The sequence below is a fragment of the Pseudomonas sp. MAG002Y genome, from assembly GCF_019400845.1.
GTDB lineage: Bacteria > Pseudomonadota > Gammaproteobacteria > Pseudomonadales > Pseudomonadaceae > Chryseomonas > Chryseomonas luteola.
In genome coordinates this window covers 1-14,619 of sequence record NZ_WOEJ01000008.1, presented here as the reverse complement: position 1 = coordinate 14,619, position 14,619 = coordinate 1, and the positions used below count along the sequence as shown (strand labels likewise).

The 14,619-nt window shown below is 57.9% G+C and carries 12 protein-coding genes and 2 pseudogenes; 8 read left to right on the top strand and 6 right to left on the bottom strand.

The features are described 5' to 3' along the window. Positions 1-106: 106 nt before the first annotated feature. Positions 107-1,300: a murein transglycosylase A gene (locus GM154_RS12840; RefSeq protein ID WP_219652542.1), complete on the top strand. Its 1,194-nt coding sequence runs from the start codon at positions 107-109 to the stop codon at positions 1,298-1,300. Then, positions 1,297-1,638, top strand: coding sequence for an FKBP-type peptidyl-prolyl cis-trans isomerase (locus GM154_RS12835; protein ID WP_125888178.1), 342 nt, complete (start codon positions 1,297-1,299; stop codon positions 1,636-1,638). The genes GM154_RS12840 and GM154_RS12835 overlap by 4 nt, the downstream gene beginning before the upstream one ends. Positions 1,639-1,691: 53 nt before the next feature. Here GM154_RS12835 and treS read toward each other — a convergent pair whose 3' ends face one another. Beyond that, positions 1,692-3,797: a maltose alpha-D-glucosyltransferase gene (gene treS / locus GM154_RS12830; RefSeq protein WP_219652457.1), complete on the bottom strand. Its 2,106-nt coding sequence runs from the start codon at positions 3,795-3,797 to the stop codon at positions 1,692-1,694. A gap of 264 nt (positions 3,798-4,061) precedes the next feature. Here treS and GM154_RS12825 point away from each other — a divergent pair, with 264 nt between their 5' ends. From GM154_RS12825 to GM154_RS12800, 6 genes are all read left to right on the top strand, one after another. Next, positions 4,062-4,529, top strand: coding sequence for a hypothetical protein (locus GM154_RS12825; protein ID WP_258019838.1), 468 nt, complete (start codon positions 4,062-4,064; stop codon positions 4,527-4,529). Between the two features lie 323 nt (positions 4,530-4,852). Then, the gene (locus tag GM154_RS12820) at positions 4,853-5,860 is read left to right on the top strand and encodes an SDR family oxidoreductase (protein ID WP_010796620.1); all 1,008 of its coding nucleotides are present in this window, start codon (positions 4,853-4,855) and stop codon (positions 5,858-5,860) included. 436 nt (positions 5,861-6,296) lie between these two features. Continuing rightward, positions 6,297-7,721, top strand: coding sequence for a sugar porter family MFS transporter (locus GM154_RS12815; RefSeq protein WP_219652456.1), 1,425 nt, complete (start codon positions 6,297-6,299; stop codon positions 7,719-7,721). A gap of 122 nt (positions 7,722-7,843) precedes the next feature. After that, entirely contained in the window at positions 7,844-9,121 is a 1,278-nt protein-coding gene (locus GM154_RS12810; protein ID WP_219652455.1) for a hypothetical protein, read from the top strand. Positions 9,122-9,308: 187 nt separating this feature from the next. After that, positions 9,309-9,467, top strand: coding sequence for a hypothetical protein (locus GM154_RS12805; protein WP_019364519.1), 159 nt, complete (start codon positions 9,309-9,311; stop codon positions 9,465-9,467). Positions 9,468-9,500: 33 nt separating this feature from the next. Then, positions 9,501-9,734, top strand: coding sequence for a DUF2059 domain-containing protein (locus GM154_RS12800; protein WP_019364520.1), 234 nt, complete (start codon positions 9,501-9,503; stop codon positions 9,732-9,734). Positions 9,735-9,800: 66 nt separating this feature from the next. Here GM154_RS12800 and fos read toward each other — a convergent pair whose 3' ends face one another. The 5 genes and pseudogenes from fos to GM154_RS12780 all read right to left on the bottom strand — a co-directional run. Then, positions 9,801-10,208, bottom strand: coding sequence for a fosfomycin resistance glutathione transferase (gene fos / locus GM154_RS12795; protein ID WP_010796615.1), 408 nt, complete (start codon positions 10,206-10,208; stop codon positions 9,801-9,803). A 1-nt stretch (position 10,209) separates the two neighbouring features. Next, entirely contained in the window at positions 10,210-10,671 is a 462-nt protein-coding gene (locus GM154_RS12790) for a GNAT family N-acetyltransferase (protein WP_219652454.1), read from the bottom strand. A gap of 61 nt (positions 10,672-10,732) precedes the next feature. Then, positions 10,733-12,217, bottom strand: a complete 1,485-nt coding sequence (locus tag GM154_RS12785) for a chemotaxis protein CheW (protein ID WP_219652453.1) — start codon at positions 12,215-12,217, stop codon at positions 10,733-10,735. An 8-nt stretch (positions 12,218-12,225) separates the two neighbouring features. Next, positions 12,226-12,657, bottom strand: a pseudogene (locus GM154_RS25970) (methyl-accepting chemotaxis protein); the annotation flags it as partial. 168 nt (positions 12,658-12,825) lie between these two features. Further along, a pseudogene (locus tag GM154_RS12780) lies at positions 12,826-13,953 on the bottom strand (PAS domain-containing protein); the annotation flags it as partial. Positions 13,954-14,619 lie beyond the last annotated feature (666 nt).

Genomic DNA, 14,619 nt, shown 5'->3' with positions numbered 1-14,619 from the left:
AAGTCAGGATCGGCATTTGACGTCACGGTCTGATTTCACCAAGCTACCGGCTCACTCATCGACAAGAACAGTTGACGTGCTTGCCTATCGTTACCCCTGGCGGCTCATGGCCTGTGCCGCCGTATCTCTATTAGCCTTGCTGGCCGGTTGTGACGACGGCTCCAAGTTCAAGCAAAAGCCGCCGCCCAAACCGCCGGAAGTTGCCACCTACACTCCTGTCCGCTGGGAGGATCTTCCTGTCACCAGTGACGCCGACCTTATGGCAGGCTTCAAGGCTTGGCAGGCAGGCTGCGAGAAGCTCAAGAACAACGAGGCCTGGAGTGGACCATGTCAGGCAGCTGCGCAGGTCCCGTATGACCCACGCGCCGTACGGGACTTTCTCAAAAGCCAGCTACAGGTCTACAGCCTGCGCTCTCTGAAGGGCGAGCATGGCCTTATCACGGGCTATTACGAGCCGGTCTATCGCGGCAGCCTTGTGCAGGATGAAGCCCATCCTGTGCCGGTCTATGGCACACCTACCGACCTGATTACCGTCGATCTGGCCAGCATTTACCCTGAACTCAAGGGGAAACGCCTGCGAGGCCGACTCGAAGGCCAGACGCTCAAACCCTATGATGACGCCGCCACCATCATGCAGCAGGGTGTAGATGCCCCTGTACTGGCCTGGCTGCGTGATCCGATGGACCTGCAATTCTTACAGATCCAGGGCTCGGGCCGTGTTGAACTGGAAGATGGTCGCCAGTTGCGTATCGGGTACGCAAATCAGAACGGGTATCCCTACAAGCCTATCGGCCGCTGGCTGGTGGAGCAGGGGCTGCTGCAAAAGGAAGAGGTCAGCATGAGCAAGATTCGCGAGTGGGCCACGGCCAACCCGGATCGTGTGCCGGAGCTCTTGGGCAGTAACCCGAGCTATGTGTTTTTCAGCCAACGCCCGGACAGCAACGAAGCACCCCGCGGCTCGTTGAACGTTCCATTGACGCCTGGCTACAGCGTAGCCATTGATCGCAAGGTGATTCCGCTGGGCAGCCTGCTCTGGCTGTCCACCACCCGCCCGGATGGCAGCCCCGTGATTCGCCCGGTGGCCGCACAGGATACCGGTGGCGCCATTACGGGAGAGGTCCGGGCCGATCTTTTCTGGGGCACTGGTGATGATGCCGGCGAGCTGGCCGGCCATATGAAGCAGGACGGCCGAATCTGGATGCTTTGGCCAAAAGGCGCTCCCCTGCCGGACGCAGCGCCCAAACCTGCGGTTACGCCTGAAAAGCCGCAGAATCCAACGAACACAGAGAACACCCCATGAGCGACGAACTGACAATTGAAGATATCCAACTGGGCGAAGGCAAGGAAGCTGTCAAAGGTGCCCTGATCACGACCCAGTACCGAGGCACTCTGGAAGATGGCACCGTATTCGACTCTTCATACGAAAAGGGTCGGCCGTTCCAGTGCGTCATCGGCACGGGCCGAGTCATCAAGGGCTGGGATATCGGGTTAATGGGGATGAAGGTGGGCGGCAAACGCAGGCTGTTCGTGCCGGCGCACCTGGCCTATGGTGAGCGCCAGATTGGCGCACATATCAAACCGAACTCGAACCTGATCTTCGAGATCGAGCTGCTGGAAGTCCTCACCCGGGACGATTGAATCTATAAAGGGCTGCGAGCAAATACATTTTGCCTCGCAGCCCTTTTCAGCCCTTACACGTCGAACGGCGTGTTGGGCAAGGCACCTACGATCCGCAGGCTCAGCCCCTCATACCCTTCCAAATTGATCGTCAGCTCACCGTTGTCGGTGAGATCACCTTCAACCGTCTCGTTGATCATATCCACGACCGGCCCCGGCGTAACGTTAGTCAGGGTGATGGTTTCCTGGATCGAGGTGGCGCCAAAGTTGAGCGCGGTAATCTGGGTGCCACGCCCGGCGGGCAGCTCGTGCACCATGACTAGAAGCCCCGGCGAGGTGACATCCGGCACCGCAATCTGGTGGCTGGACGCAATGCCATAGGCTTGGCGTACCGAGAGGATGCGCTTGAGCTTATTGGCAAAGGAGTCCGGGTCGGCCAGCTGCTCGGTCAGGCTGCCATAAAGGTTGACGGCCTTGGGCAGACCTTCACCGGAATGAGTCGCCTCGTTATTGGCATCTGCCAGATCGTAAGCGCCCCGTTGAATCCATCGTGTATCGCCATCGCGCATCCGGTCTTCCACCATACCGAACGGTAGCGGCAACGCTCCTACCAGATCCCATCCGGACAGGGCGAATACGCCGGGTTGCAAGGCGTTGTACATGGCAAGAAGCAAATGAACCCGCTTGACCCGTTCCTTGTCCTCGTCGGTCATGCTGTCCAGTTCGCGGATGCCCAGGGCTGCGGCAATCACGCTCGCCGTGGTGCAGGCTACGCCGTTGGTGACAAACCGCAGGTTGTAGGGCGCATGCTCACCGCTAAGACGCTCGTACATGACCTCACGAATATGCTCGCGCAAGATGCTGCCGCGCCAGGTCTGGCCCTGGTAGACGAAATTGGTGTCGGCATGCAGGGTCCAGAAGTGCACCAGCTCCAGGGTCAGCTCATCATGGTTTTGCAAGGCATGGATAAGTGACGCCGGGTCGATGTTGAATTGATGCATGGTACGCAGCATCAGGCGCAGGAATTCGGTATCGCCCGTCAGCACGGCGTGATGGTAGGCCGGACGGGTGATGAAGTCGTAAGAGAGATCTGCCCCGCCCTGCCCCATGGCCGCGATATCGTCCACGGTCAGGTTGAGCTCCTGAAAGCTGAAGCCGCCAGCTTTGCGGACCATGCCCCCAATCAGTTGGTTGCCGACGATGGACAAGGGATGCCCTTCAGACCAGGCTTTGTCGTTGGCGCGCCGTTCAACACCCAGGAAGCCGTTGGCATCCAGACGCAGCCCGCGTGCACCGAGCACATCCAGCGAATGCAGCGCATCGCCAATGATCAGTTGCTGCGCGGCAAAACTGGGGTCGAGCCAATTCAGGGAGGGTTGACCTTCCTTAAAGTAGTGCAAATACACCCAGCGTCGATCTTTGCCATCCACACCGGTAATGACCGGCGTAACACTCCAGTCAGTCTCTTTCACACCGGGTTCGAAAAAGATGACGCGCTGGAGCTGGCCGACGATATAGCACCTTTCTTTCAGGGCATCGACGACCTCGGGCGGCAGGTTGACTGCATCACGGCCTTCCGGCACCTCGGGCAGTAACTCCCAATCCTCCGGCTTGATCTCCACCATGTGATAAAGGCCCGGGTAATCTTCATAGCCCAGCTCGGCCAGTCGGAAATCGGCGCCCTTGCCAGTGTGGGCTGGGATGATGTCATCCACGACTACGGCGTTGTGGGCAGAGGCCATGCGGCTCAGGGCGATGAATTCCTCTTCCGTTCCGTAGAGCGGGTCGATATCGAGGCTGATCCGGTCGAAGTTACCGTCGATGGTCGGCGTAATCTCACGCCCCTTGAGGCCGCCGGACAGCTTGGTCGGCCCTGTATGGATCGCCTGCACGCCAATGGAAGACAACGCATTCCATAGCGGAGCGCTTCCCAGCGTCTTGATGACGGAATCACCTGATCCGGTGATCACTGAGCTGGGATAGGCCGTAAACCAGACGGAGGCAATGGCCGTTGCCCGGCGTGGACGCGTTTCGGCGTAGGGATGCATCCAGAGCCGCGCCTGACCGCCATACGCCTTGGCACGTTGACGAGCCTTGTAGAGCATCGACTGGTTGACTAACCATTGAACGTATTCTGGATCGGGCGCGTTTACCTGTTCTTCTGTGTCTGGCGCTGTCATATCGGACCCTGAAAGGTGAGTTTGTAACTTGGACTGCGCCGGTTCGCGTTTGTATCCCAACCCTTGTCATCCCCTTGCCGCTCCGGTGCCTGAACGGTCATTAAAGGACCCTCAGGCGTAAACCCTATTGATATGCAGTCATAAGACAGACGCTTACATAAAAAAGATGGTTCTACGGTACAGCAAAGCGCCAAAATGACTGGAAAACACGGTAATTTTCGCCTTATCTGCTATGAAGGCAGAACCATGACCATGGAGAGTGCTATGAGTCCCAACGATCGCATAACCAACGGCCCAGATTCCGTATCCTATACGACTACCACCGGCTCGTTTGGCTCGAACAAGCGCCTTGCTGCTCGGGAGACCATCCTGAGCGACAGCAACGTTCTGGACTGCACGGTCTACCGCCCGGACGAAGATCCTGAGGTCGATACCGACGACCTGGGTGACGCCAAGATTCTGTTTACGGGTGAATTCAAGGTACCCGAGGACTGGGACCAGGAAACACGCGACGATTTTTTTGGCGACATGGATCCCGAATTGTTTTCCACTGCTCGCATCGAGAGCGAAGCCGAGCCGGGCACGGCAGGTTTTTTTACACCTGAGCCGGGTGACCTCGTGGCTGCCATGCCAGGAGCCGGAGTGGTCGAGATGTTCTATGTGTACGACTACTGTGAAGACGAAACCGGTCGTCATTATGTGCTGGTACGTGAAGTAGACCCAACGCTGTAAGCCTCCCTGCACCCTGGCTTGCGCCTTTCAGGCGCGAGGCAGGCTTGCCTGTCTGTTGTTCAGCCCTTAGTCATGAACGGGCCCTATCTGCAAAGCCCCTGCCCTGTCCGCGTCGACTGTCATCCGCTCTAGCTCCAGGCTCTTACCTAACAGACCATTCGCCCATTATTGCCTTGGTTGGGGAACGATGCGTACGGTCTGTACGTCTATCCCGGTCACAACGATTCAAGCATCGCATCAGGTGCTTACCCGGCAGATGCCCCGATGGGCGCTGCTGCCTTGCCGTTTCGATCACCGCTTATTCCCATTCTCAGGAGCCAGCCATGAATCCGAACGACCTCTCCACGTCCCGCCGTAAACTCATGCAGGGTGCGGCTGTCACGATTGCCGCCGCCGCAGCGGCCCCCGCCTTTGCTCAGACGGCCAATGGCAAGGCTGCAGCCGACCCAGCCCCGTTGAGCGATCCCAAGAGCGGCCATCCCCGCCCTCCGTTTCAGGAGCAAACCCAACCCTGGCCAGGGCTGGCCAGCAAGATGACGCCTCGGCCAGATCACGGTGAAGAAAGCTACAAAGGCAATAACCGCCTCGCCGGCCGCAAGGCCCTGATCACCGGGGGCGACTCGGGTATCGGCCGTGCCGCAGCCATCGCCTTTGCCCGCGAAGGAGCGGATGTAGCCATCAACTACCTGCCGGATGAGGAACCTGACGCAAAGGAAGTGGTTCAGCTGATCCAGCAGGCCGGCCGCAAGGCGGTAGCCATTCCCGGTGACATTCGCGACGAGGCATTCTGCCGCGAGCTGGTGGACCGCGCCGTAAAGGAGCTGGGTGGACTGGATATCCTGGTCAACAATGCTGCGCGCCAGCAGAGCCACGATTCGATTCTTGACCTGAGCAATGAGCAGTTCGACTGGACGCTCAAGACCAACCTGTACGCCATGTTCTGGATCACCAAGGCTGCCATTCCGCATCTGCCGGAAGGCGCTTCGATCATCAACACATCATCGGTCAATGCCTACGATCCTTCGGCCAATCTGGTCGATTATGCGTTGACCAAGGCCGGCATTGCCAATTTCAGCAAGGGGCTGGCCAAACAATTGGCGGACAAGGGTATTCGCGTCAACGCCGTAGCGCCCGGCCCGTTCTGGACACCCTTGCAAGTCTGCGGTGGCCAGACGATGGAAAAGCTCAAAAGCTTTGGAGGCGACACCCCGCTCAAGCGTCCCGGCCAGCCTGTGGAAATCGCACCGCTTTACGTGCAGTTGGCTTCCACCGAGGCCAGCTATGTCACAGGTCAAGTCTTTGGCGCCTCCGGCGGAAATGGTCAGCCTTAACTGAGTCAAGCCAGCCAGGCGGTTTTGCCGCCTGGCTAACCTGCCTGGTCCGATACCGACTCGGTATCAAGTAATTGCCTCTTTTCGACGATGTTTACCCTACCGGCTACGGATTTTCTTCAGGCCGTGTTCTGGCAGCCATCACTGACGCCCACCGCCTGGGAATTCGTCAGCCTTTCACTCAGGATTCTGTGATGCAGATACTCCTCAGTGGCTTTTTTTGAAACCACTCTCCAAGCACGCCAGTCTATCCCTATGAGCCCCATACGCTCGATAACGTGGGTTCCAAACGCATCGATAGCGTCGCACGGGCAATCAATCTCCCGGCAGCAGCACGTGCATTTAGCGGACCCGCCCAGTATCAAGGCACCTTGGACTGCCTCGTGATCAACCAGGGATGGATGAGCGTCACGGCTTAACGTGCAAAGAGAAATTTATGATAAAAAACCCATCATCCCTCGCCTCGCCTGCAAATGCAGAGCCTTCGACAACAGGCTCCTCGCCTACCAACCACAAGCGCAAGATGCAGATCATCACCACGATCTCAACCTTTGGCGGCTTGCTGTTTGGGTATGACACTGGCGTCATCAACGGCGCGCTTCCCTTCATCAAGGAAGACTTTGGCCTCACGCCTTTTTCTGAAAGTCTGGTGGCGTCTTCCCTAGTCTTTGGCGGTGCCATCGGTGCCGCTATCAGCGGCCGCCTCTCCGACGCCCGTGGCCGACGCAAGATCATCCTCTTGCTGTCGATCATTTTCATCCTTGGCACATTGGGCAGCACCCTTGCGCCCAACGCCGAGATCATGGTGCTGGCCCGCTTCATCCTGGGACTCGCTGTGGGTGGTGCCTCGGTCACCGTTCCGGTCTACCTGGCGGAAATGTCGCCTGCGCACAAGCGCGGGCAGATGGTGACGCGCAATGAACTGATGATCGTGTCGGGCCAGTTACTGGCCTTTACCTGCAACGCTGCGATTGCGCACTTTTTCGAGGGTAGCCATATCTGGCGCTGGATGCTGGTCATTGCCACGCTTCCAGCCGTGGTGCTCTGGCTGGGCATGCTGGTCATGCCGGAAAGTCCCCGTTGGCTCGCGTCCAAAGGCCGCTTCGGCGAAATGCTGCGTACGCTTAAAGAGGTTCGCGCCGAGCATCAGGCACATAAGGAGGCCAAGGAAGTACGCCAAGCCGCGCAGGAGGACTCCAAGGCCAAAGAGGGTAGCTGGGAAGACCTGAAAACGCCCTGGATTCGCAAGATCTTTCTGATTGGTATAGGTATCGCCGTCGTGCAGCAGATCACCGGCGTCAACTCGATCATGTATTACGGCACCCAGATCCTGAAGGAGTCCGGCTTTGATACGCAGGCGGCGCTCACAGCCAACATCGCCAACGGTGTGATCTCCGTACTGGCTACTTTTCTAGGCATCTGGCTACTGGGCCGGGTCGGTCGTCGCCCCATGCTGATCACCGGTCTGATCGGCACCACCACGTGTTTGCTGCTGATTGGTCTGGTCTCGATGAACATGGCGCCAGGCACGGAGCGCGCGTTTATTATCCTGGGCCTTACGGTCAGCTTTCTGGCCTTCCAGCAAGGGGCCATCTCACCAGTGACCTGGTTGATGCTGTCTGAGATCTTTCCCATGCGTATCCGCGGCCTGGCGCTGGGCTTTACCGGCGGCGTGCTATGGCTGACCACGTTCCTAGTAGGCTTTTTCTTCCTGCAGCTGGTGGCATGGTTCAGTATCTCCACGACGTTCTTTATGTTCTTCGCGTTCGGCCTGCTGGCCATTGCGTTCGTGGTCCGTTACCTACCCGAGACTCGAAACAAGACGCTGGAAGCCATCGAGGCTGAGTTCAAAAAGGCCTGAGAAGAAAGGCTTGCAAGGGGCCTATATGGCCCCTTTTTATTGACGATCGGTCCGGGATATTCCCTTGCCTTCTCCGGCTCCAATAAAAGACGATGTTGACGGGTAGTCACCGGGACAGGCGAATGAGTGCACACGTGTTGCAGGACGAGCTGTTTTCCACTTTCGACCCCAGGGAGCGACTCGATAACCAGCGGAGCCGCCTCGACGAGGCATTGGCCGCGCTGGATGAACACCGCCTGCTCAACACGGCGCCAAATTCGCTGATCGACTACTTCATCGCGGCCTATCGGATCGAGCCGCCAGCGCTGCGTCGCCATGAATGGCAGGCTGAAACCGATGACCATGCGGACTTCGAGGGCAATGCGGCCAGCCATCGACTCGATATCGATATACCCTTTGATGGCGACGCGGAGTGGTTTGGCGCACAGGCCGGTCCCTGGGCGGGTACGTCAGGTGCCGTACGGATCAGCGGGCAATCTCTGATTCTGACCTTCGAGATCAAGCGCGGCGCGGAGCAGGCCGCACGCACGCTGATCGACCGTGAAGTCAACGAGATCGAAAAAGCGCTCGCCTGGATTCGACAGGAGGTGGCGGCCTATAACGACAGCCTCTCTGCTATCGTGGAAACAGTCATCAACACCCGCCGCACGCGGCTACTCTCCCATCAGGCCCTGGCGCAAACGTTGGGTATTCCACTGCACAAGCGCTCCGACGGCCCACTGGCACGGCTTACGCCTCCCTCACGGGAGAAGCTGTTCTCTGAGCTTCCGCCCATGGGCCATGGGCCCGACTTGCCGGAGCCAACGCTGAGCCGTGATCAGCATGAGCAGATCGTGGAAACCTTGCAAAGCGCCATTACGCTGCTGGCCTACAGTCCATCACTGTTCGCCACATGGAATGAGGCGCCGTTAAGAAACTACCTGGGTATTGCACTGAACGGCCAGTTCGAGCGCCCGGAAACAATCGAGCCCTTTGTGCCTGTCGGCTATAGCGCACTTGGCTTGCGTCATGGGGAGCGGATCGCCTGTCTGGCCGACTGCCTGTTTTGGAAGAGTGCCGAGGCGTACCGGGAGCAACTTGACTACCTGCTGGCCCATCCGTTGAGCCGGGAAGCCCGGCTTATCCTGCTGGTTTTTCATAGAGGTCAACGGCTGACCCGAACGATCAACGATGTCCGTGCACAAAACCGTGCTCATCCCGCTTACCAGGAGGCGCCGGAAGAGCAGCCTGAGCACGGTAGCGAGGTAACGCTCCGCCTGCCTGATGACCCGATGCGAACAATCCGCCTCACCACACTTGTCTTCAAGGCGCCCAAGGCCCAAAACAACGTGATTACCCCCCACCGGAAACCCCATAGAAAGGCCGAACCGAATCGGACTCAGATCGGATTCGATTTCTAAATCGTTTTAAGCACGTTATGGTTACGCGCACGACGTGTTGAGACGCGCGCTTGCTGTCCTATAAGGACGTAACTCGTACAGAGGGAATTGAAATGAAAAGACCCTCGCTGCCCTTGCCCTGCTTTCAGCTGCACATGCGTTTGCGGCAGACTCGGCGCCAAGCGACAGCTCTGTCCATGAGCTGCTGATGGTGATCAATACCTCACAGTTGATCGACTCATCGATTAGCCAGATGGACAGTTATTTCAAGGCCGCTCTTGAGCAAGGCCTGCCAGGCAAGACGCTGACTGCCGAACAACAGAGGATCGTCGACGATATGCAGCGCAAGAGCCTAGCCGTTATCTAGAAGGCGCTGCCATGGAAGAACATAGAGCCTGTGATGACGGACATCTATAAGAAGTCATTCAACCAGCGCGAAATCGATGCCATGCTGAAGCTCTACCAGTCTGAAGAAGAGCGCTCGGTGGTGAACAAGATGCCCATTGCCATGCAAAACAGCATGCAGGCTATCCAGGCCAGCACGATGAACATAGCGCCCGAACTCAATAAAATCATTGCGGACGGGAAACAGCAACTCATTGCACTGGATAAGGCACAGCCTCCGGCTAAATAAGCCCCCCTTTCCGGGCCGCTCCTGCCGGGAGCGCGAATCTCATACTCTTTGCGCAGCAATAGAGCCTTAATCGAAGAATTGCATTCCCGCATAGGGTTTGACACGGCACTGCGCCAGGCGTGTTGCCAGGGTGCCGACATGCAGCTCCAGCTTGTGCCCATCCGGATCGAGAAAATAGAACGAGTCGCCCTCGCTGCGGTTGTCTTTCCAGACGTCAACGTCGTGCGTCTTGAGCCGATCCATGAAAGGCCCGAAGTCAGGCTGGGAGATAGAAAACGCATAGTGCGTGTAGTCTGCTCGCGGTCCTTTCACAATAGCGTCTAGAGAAAGGCACAACCATAGCGATCCCAGCTCCAGATAAGCACCTTGCGCCCATCGGGCAACCAGCCGACCACCCAGCAGCGCCTGGTAAAAGGTAACGCTGCGGTCCAGGTCGCTCACGGCCAGGGTGAGATGATTCAGGCCGGTGAGCATCTCAGGAGGTTGCCGTACGACGCATCCCGATATGCGGGATGTCATCTTCAAGGTAGATGTCTGTAACCGGCTCGAAGCCGTAGCGGCCGTAGTAATCCTGCAGGTGCGCCTGGGCAGAGAGATAAATGGGAAGACCGGCCCAGTGCGTCTCGCAAAAGGTCAGGCCCTGCTTCATCAGCTCATGCCCCAGCCCGCGACCCCGTGCGGCGGGCGCGGTTACGACGCGGCCAATCACTACCTGCCCGTCATGCAGTACCGGATCCAGTACTCGCAGATAAGCCACCAGCGTATCGCCTTCCCAGCCCATGAGGTGATAGGTATTGCCGGTCAGGTCCTGGCCGTCCACCTCCTGATAAGGACACTTCTGCTCTACCACGAAGACCTCGGTACGTAGCGAGAGAATGGCGTATAGGGTCTGAGCGGTGAGATCGGTTTGCGGTGTGGCGATCCAGCGGATGGACATGGGCAACTCCCGGACAAGGTAATCGCCGCATTGTCGATCACCTCGTCCTCAGGCACCAGTCCTATGCCGGCAGCATTTCCTGGCTGGCTAATTCTGCCTCCAGTTCGCGTGCCACAGCCTTCAGGTCCAGCAATGTAGCGCGCCAGCGATTGAGGCCGGAGCCAATGCTTACCAGCGTTCGCGCCCGCTGCCCAACGGAGAGGGAATCACCTGTCGGGGTTTGCCAACCCTTTTCGAGCATGCCGGGATCGAAATCGTTGAACGTCTCGATCGCATCGATCTGGCAGACCGCAAAGCCAAAGGTCATTGCCTCGCCAGTCACCAAAAAAAAACGCGAGCTTTCGGTTGCCTCGCGCGGCGACGAATTGATCAGGCTGCTCAGGCAGATCAGCGAGACCTGTTGCCCGCGGACGTTGATCATCCCAATCAGGTGTCCCTGAGCTTGCTTGAGACGCATGAACTGTGTGGGGATATGAAGAATCTCATCCACCTGATGCAGCGGCGATGCAAACTGGATACCGGCCTCGTATACCAGACAAGCCTGCCGGGATCGCGCCTTGGGCACGATATTGGAGGCCTCGCTACTGCGGCCCTTGGCGTTTTCAAAGATCTTGGAGAACGCCTGGATATCCTTGCGACGCAGCAGTGCCGTATGGTTGAGCAGCAATGCATCATGGCCATCTTCGCCGCTCATGACCCCGGAAAACATGGCAGGGTGCTGCAGGCCGAAACGCGGCATAGGCACAAGATCGTCCGGGTTGCGCCGCATCATGGCTAGGAGTTCGGTAAAGGCAAAACCAAAAGCATGGCTGTTGGCTGTCATGACCAGCAGCTGTTTTTTGGTCTCGCCGGGGACCTCTTCAAGCCCTAGGATACGGGAAAGATTGAGCACTGGAATCGGGGTGCCCCGCAGCTCCGTGACACCCAGGCAATACTCGCTCTGAAAGAACGTCGTATCGATCCGGGGATGTTCGACCAGCTCACTGACTGCCGTAGCCTCCAGGCAGAACCGGCGGCCATCACAGCCCAGCAGTATGTAATGCTTGAGCTTGAAGCGAGCCGTACGGCCGCGCTCACGCAACTCCTGTGCATGATCGAAGGCCATGAACAACTCCGGCAGCGACGCCAGCGCCTCGATATCAAGCAGGTAGATGATGCGCTCGCCCTGGCTGCCGCCCATGAAAAGGCGCGGCAACAAACCCTGTCCACGTTTGTGGGTTCCCAGTTCGCTGAGTTGCCTTTCATCGATGTGGATGACATCCGCCACGGCGTCAATCCCAATCCCGAAACGTCCTTCCTGATGATGCAGGAGTGCCACTTCGCTGGGCATTCCGTCCTCCCCAGCCGGTGTGAGCCCGAGCAGCACGTGTAGGTCCACCAGCGGGACCGCGCGGCCCCGCAGGCTGAACACACCGCGCATGTAAGGCGCTACCGGCGGACGTGGCTGTACCTGGTCAGGCCAGCGCACCACTTGTTGCAGGGCCGATGCCGGAATGGCGATCTCGATGCCACCGACACGGACTACCCCATATGCGCTGCCAGTCATAATGGCGGTCATCCACGCTGTCCAACACCGGACGTGACGTTATTGAGGTCACGAATCAGCTCGTTCACTTCACCTGCCGTCGTCAGCTGGTCGCCCGTAGAGGCGTTGATAGCATCAATGGAGCGCGTGGTACGCACTACACCCTTGGCGATACGCTCGAAGGCTTCGCCTACGCTTCGGGAGATTTCATTACCCACCGTGATGCGCTTGGAGGACTCCTGAATCAGCTTGTTGATCTCCTTGGTCGCCTGGGACGATTTCTCGGCCAGCTTGCGCACCTCGTCCGCCACGACCGAAAAGCCCAGGCCATGTTCGCCCGCCCGCGCCGCCTCGATGGCTGCGTTGAAGGCCAGCATGTTCGTCTGGCTGGCGATGTCGCTGATAACCTGAATGATGTCCTGGATGTCCTCAGCAGACTTGGCAATAACGGCCATGGCTTCAACGGAGCGCTTGAGCGTCTCGGCGCCTTGGGCGGCCTCTTCCTGCGTCATGCGCGCCAGCCCGTTTGCCTCCCCGGTGCTCTGGGCAATGTGGTTGATCGATTGCGTCAGGTTTTGCACGGAGCTGCTCATGGCTTGCGTCTTGGCTTTGACCAACTGCTCCATTTCGACCTGCTGGGTAATGTCCGTCGCGAACTTGATAACTTTGTATGGCTGGCCATCGGCATTGAAGATCGGGTTATAGGTCGCCTGGATCCAGATTTTCTGCCCGAACTTGCCCAGGCGCATGTAGCGGTCACTGAAGAACTGTCCCTGCCCCAGACGCTGCCAGAAGTCCCGATACGCGGTTGAAGTGACGTAATGTTCCTCACAGAACATCCGGTGGTGCTTGCCGACGATCTCTTCCAGGCGATAACCCAGGGTCGACAGGAAATTCTGGTTGGCATGAAGAATATTGCCCAGCAGATCGAACTCGATCACCGCCTGACCACGATCAATCGCCGCGATCTTGCCCTCGTACTCGGCATTCTTGATCTGCAGGGCCGTGATATCGGTAGCGAACTTGACGATCTTGTAGGGCTTGCCCTCGGCATCCAGAATGGGATTGTAGGTCGCCCGAATCCAGACTTCGCGCCCATCCTTGCTGATGCGCTTGTACACACCGGCGTCAAACTCACCACGACTAAGTTTTTCCCAGAAAAGACGGTACGTGGTGGAGTTGGCATGGTCTTCCTCACAGAAGATCCGATGGTGCTTGCCCTTGATGTCCTCCAGGCGATAGCCCAGCACAGACAGGAAGTTATCGTTGGCCCGTAGCACGTGGCCGGTCAGGTCGAACTCGATGACCGCCTGGGCACGCTCGATGGCATTGACCTTGCCCTGATGATCGGTGCTGCGTAACACAGCCTCGGTCACATCGGAGGCAAACTTGACCACCTTGTACGGTTTGCCTTCGGCATTGAAGATCGGGTTGTAGGTCGCCTGGATCCAAACCTCCCGACCGCCCTTGCCCAGGCGCTTGTACTGCCCTGCATCGAACTCGCCGCGGCCAAGCTTTTCCCAGAACTGGCGATAGGACATGCTGCTGGCGTATTCGGCATCGCAGAAGATCCGGTGATGCTGCCCGGCAATCTCCTCAAGTCGATACCCCAGGGCGTCAAGGAAATTCTGGTTGGCGCGCAGGATGGTGCCGTCGAGGTTGAACTCGATGACAGCTTGGGAGCGATCGATCGCTGACCAGAGTGAATTGAACTCCGCCGCCTGGGCGTCAGCGTTAAAATCTTGCGGGGCATCCATTGGATTTCTCTCCGGTAGCATTCGTGGGCAAAAAACCGCCCTATGGTTTTTGCGATAACAGTGCTATCGGCTGAGCAGAAGCCAGCTTGATACAGCCGCCTATTATTTTGTCGCCTTGGCGCGACTCTTCGTCTTGCTGCCCACACGAGCGCTCTGAATAAAGCGTGGAAAAAGCCCGTACTTTGTTCAGTCAAGCGGCTAGACAACTCCTTTGCTCAAGAGTCCGCTCTGCCTTCACAAAGGATTTCTTTTGGATTGTTATACGTATAGCCGATTGCGCATCGGTAACTAATAGCAAGGCCCACGCAGACGTTTTCTGCCAGTGCCCTTGTCATTTGGACAGGTAGTGGCATTGGCGACCACTCAGGCCAGACCCAAGCCCTATGATGGCTATGCCCCGCCCGGCCAGTGGCTTGTGCTCGCCCGTTGAACGCCGGGGCAAAACGCCATTGGCAGGGCGGTTATATGCGTCTGGAAAACATCAAGCCGCAAGATGTCCGTTTCACGCTATACATTGGCTTTTTAGCGCTATCCCGAAAAGCATAATCGGGTTAAGTTCTAACTTGTGACATTTAATATGTATGCATTAAGAACCGCTAACAAAACCTCCCCAATGACCGCAGACAGATGATGCTACACGCCAGCGATAACAGGGCTCGGTGAGTA

Bases quoted from the DNA above. Each gene is read 5' to 3' on its own strand.
- GM154_RS12825 (WP_258019838.1), top strand. From the start codon at position 4,062: ATGAGTCCCAACGATCGCATAACCAACGGCCCAGATTCCGTATCCTAT.
- GM154_RS12815 (WP_219652456.1), top strand. From the start codon at position 6,297: ATGATAAAAAACCCATCATCCCTCGCCTCGCCTGCAAATGCAGAGCCT.
- fos (WP_010796615.1), bottom strand. From the start codon at position 10,208: ATGCTCACCGGCCTGAATCATCTCACCCTGGCCGTGAGCGACCTGGAC.
- GM154_RS12820 (WP_010796620.1), top strand. From the start codon at position 4,853: ATGAATCCGAACGACCTCTCCACGTCCCGCCGTAAACTCATGCAGGGT.
- GM154_RS12790 (WP_219652454.1), bottom strand. From the start codon at position 10,671: ATGTCCATCCGCTGGATCGCCACACCGCAAACCGATCTCACCGCTCAG.
- treS (WP_219652457.1), bottom strand. From the start codon at position 3,797: ATGACAGCGCCAGACACAGAAGAACAGGTAAACGCGCCCGATCCAGAA.
- GM154_RS12835 (WP_125888178.1), top strand. From the start codon at position 1,297: ATGAGCGACGAACTGACAATTGAAGATATCCAACTGGGCGAAGGCAAG.
- GM154_RS12840 (WP_219652542.1), top strand. From the start codon at position 107: ATGGCCTGTGCCGCCGTATCTCTATTAGCCTTGCTGGCCGGTTGTGAC.
- GM154_RS12810 (WP_219652455.1), top strand. From the start codon at position 7,844: ATGAGTGCACACGTGTTGCAGGACGAGCTGTTTTCCACTTTCGACCCC.
- GM154_RS12805 (WP_019364519.1), top strand. From the start codon at position 9,309: ATGGTGATCAATACCTCACAGTTGATCGACTCATCGATTAGCCAGATG.
- GM154_RS12785 (WP_219652453.1), bottom strand. From the start codon at position 12,217: ATGACTGGCAGCGCATATGGGGTAGTCCGTGTCGGTGGCATCGAGATC.
- GM154_RS12800 (WP_019364520.1), top strand. From the start codon at position 9,501: ATGACGGACATCTATAAGAAGTCATTCAACCAGCGCGAAATCGATGCC.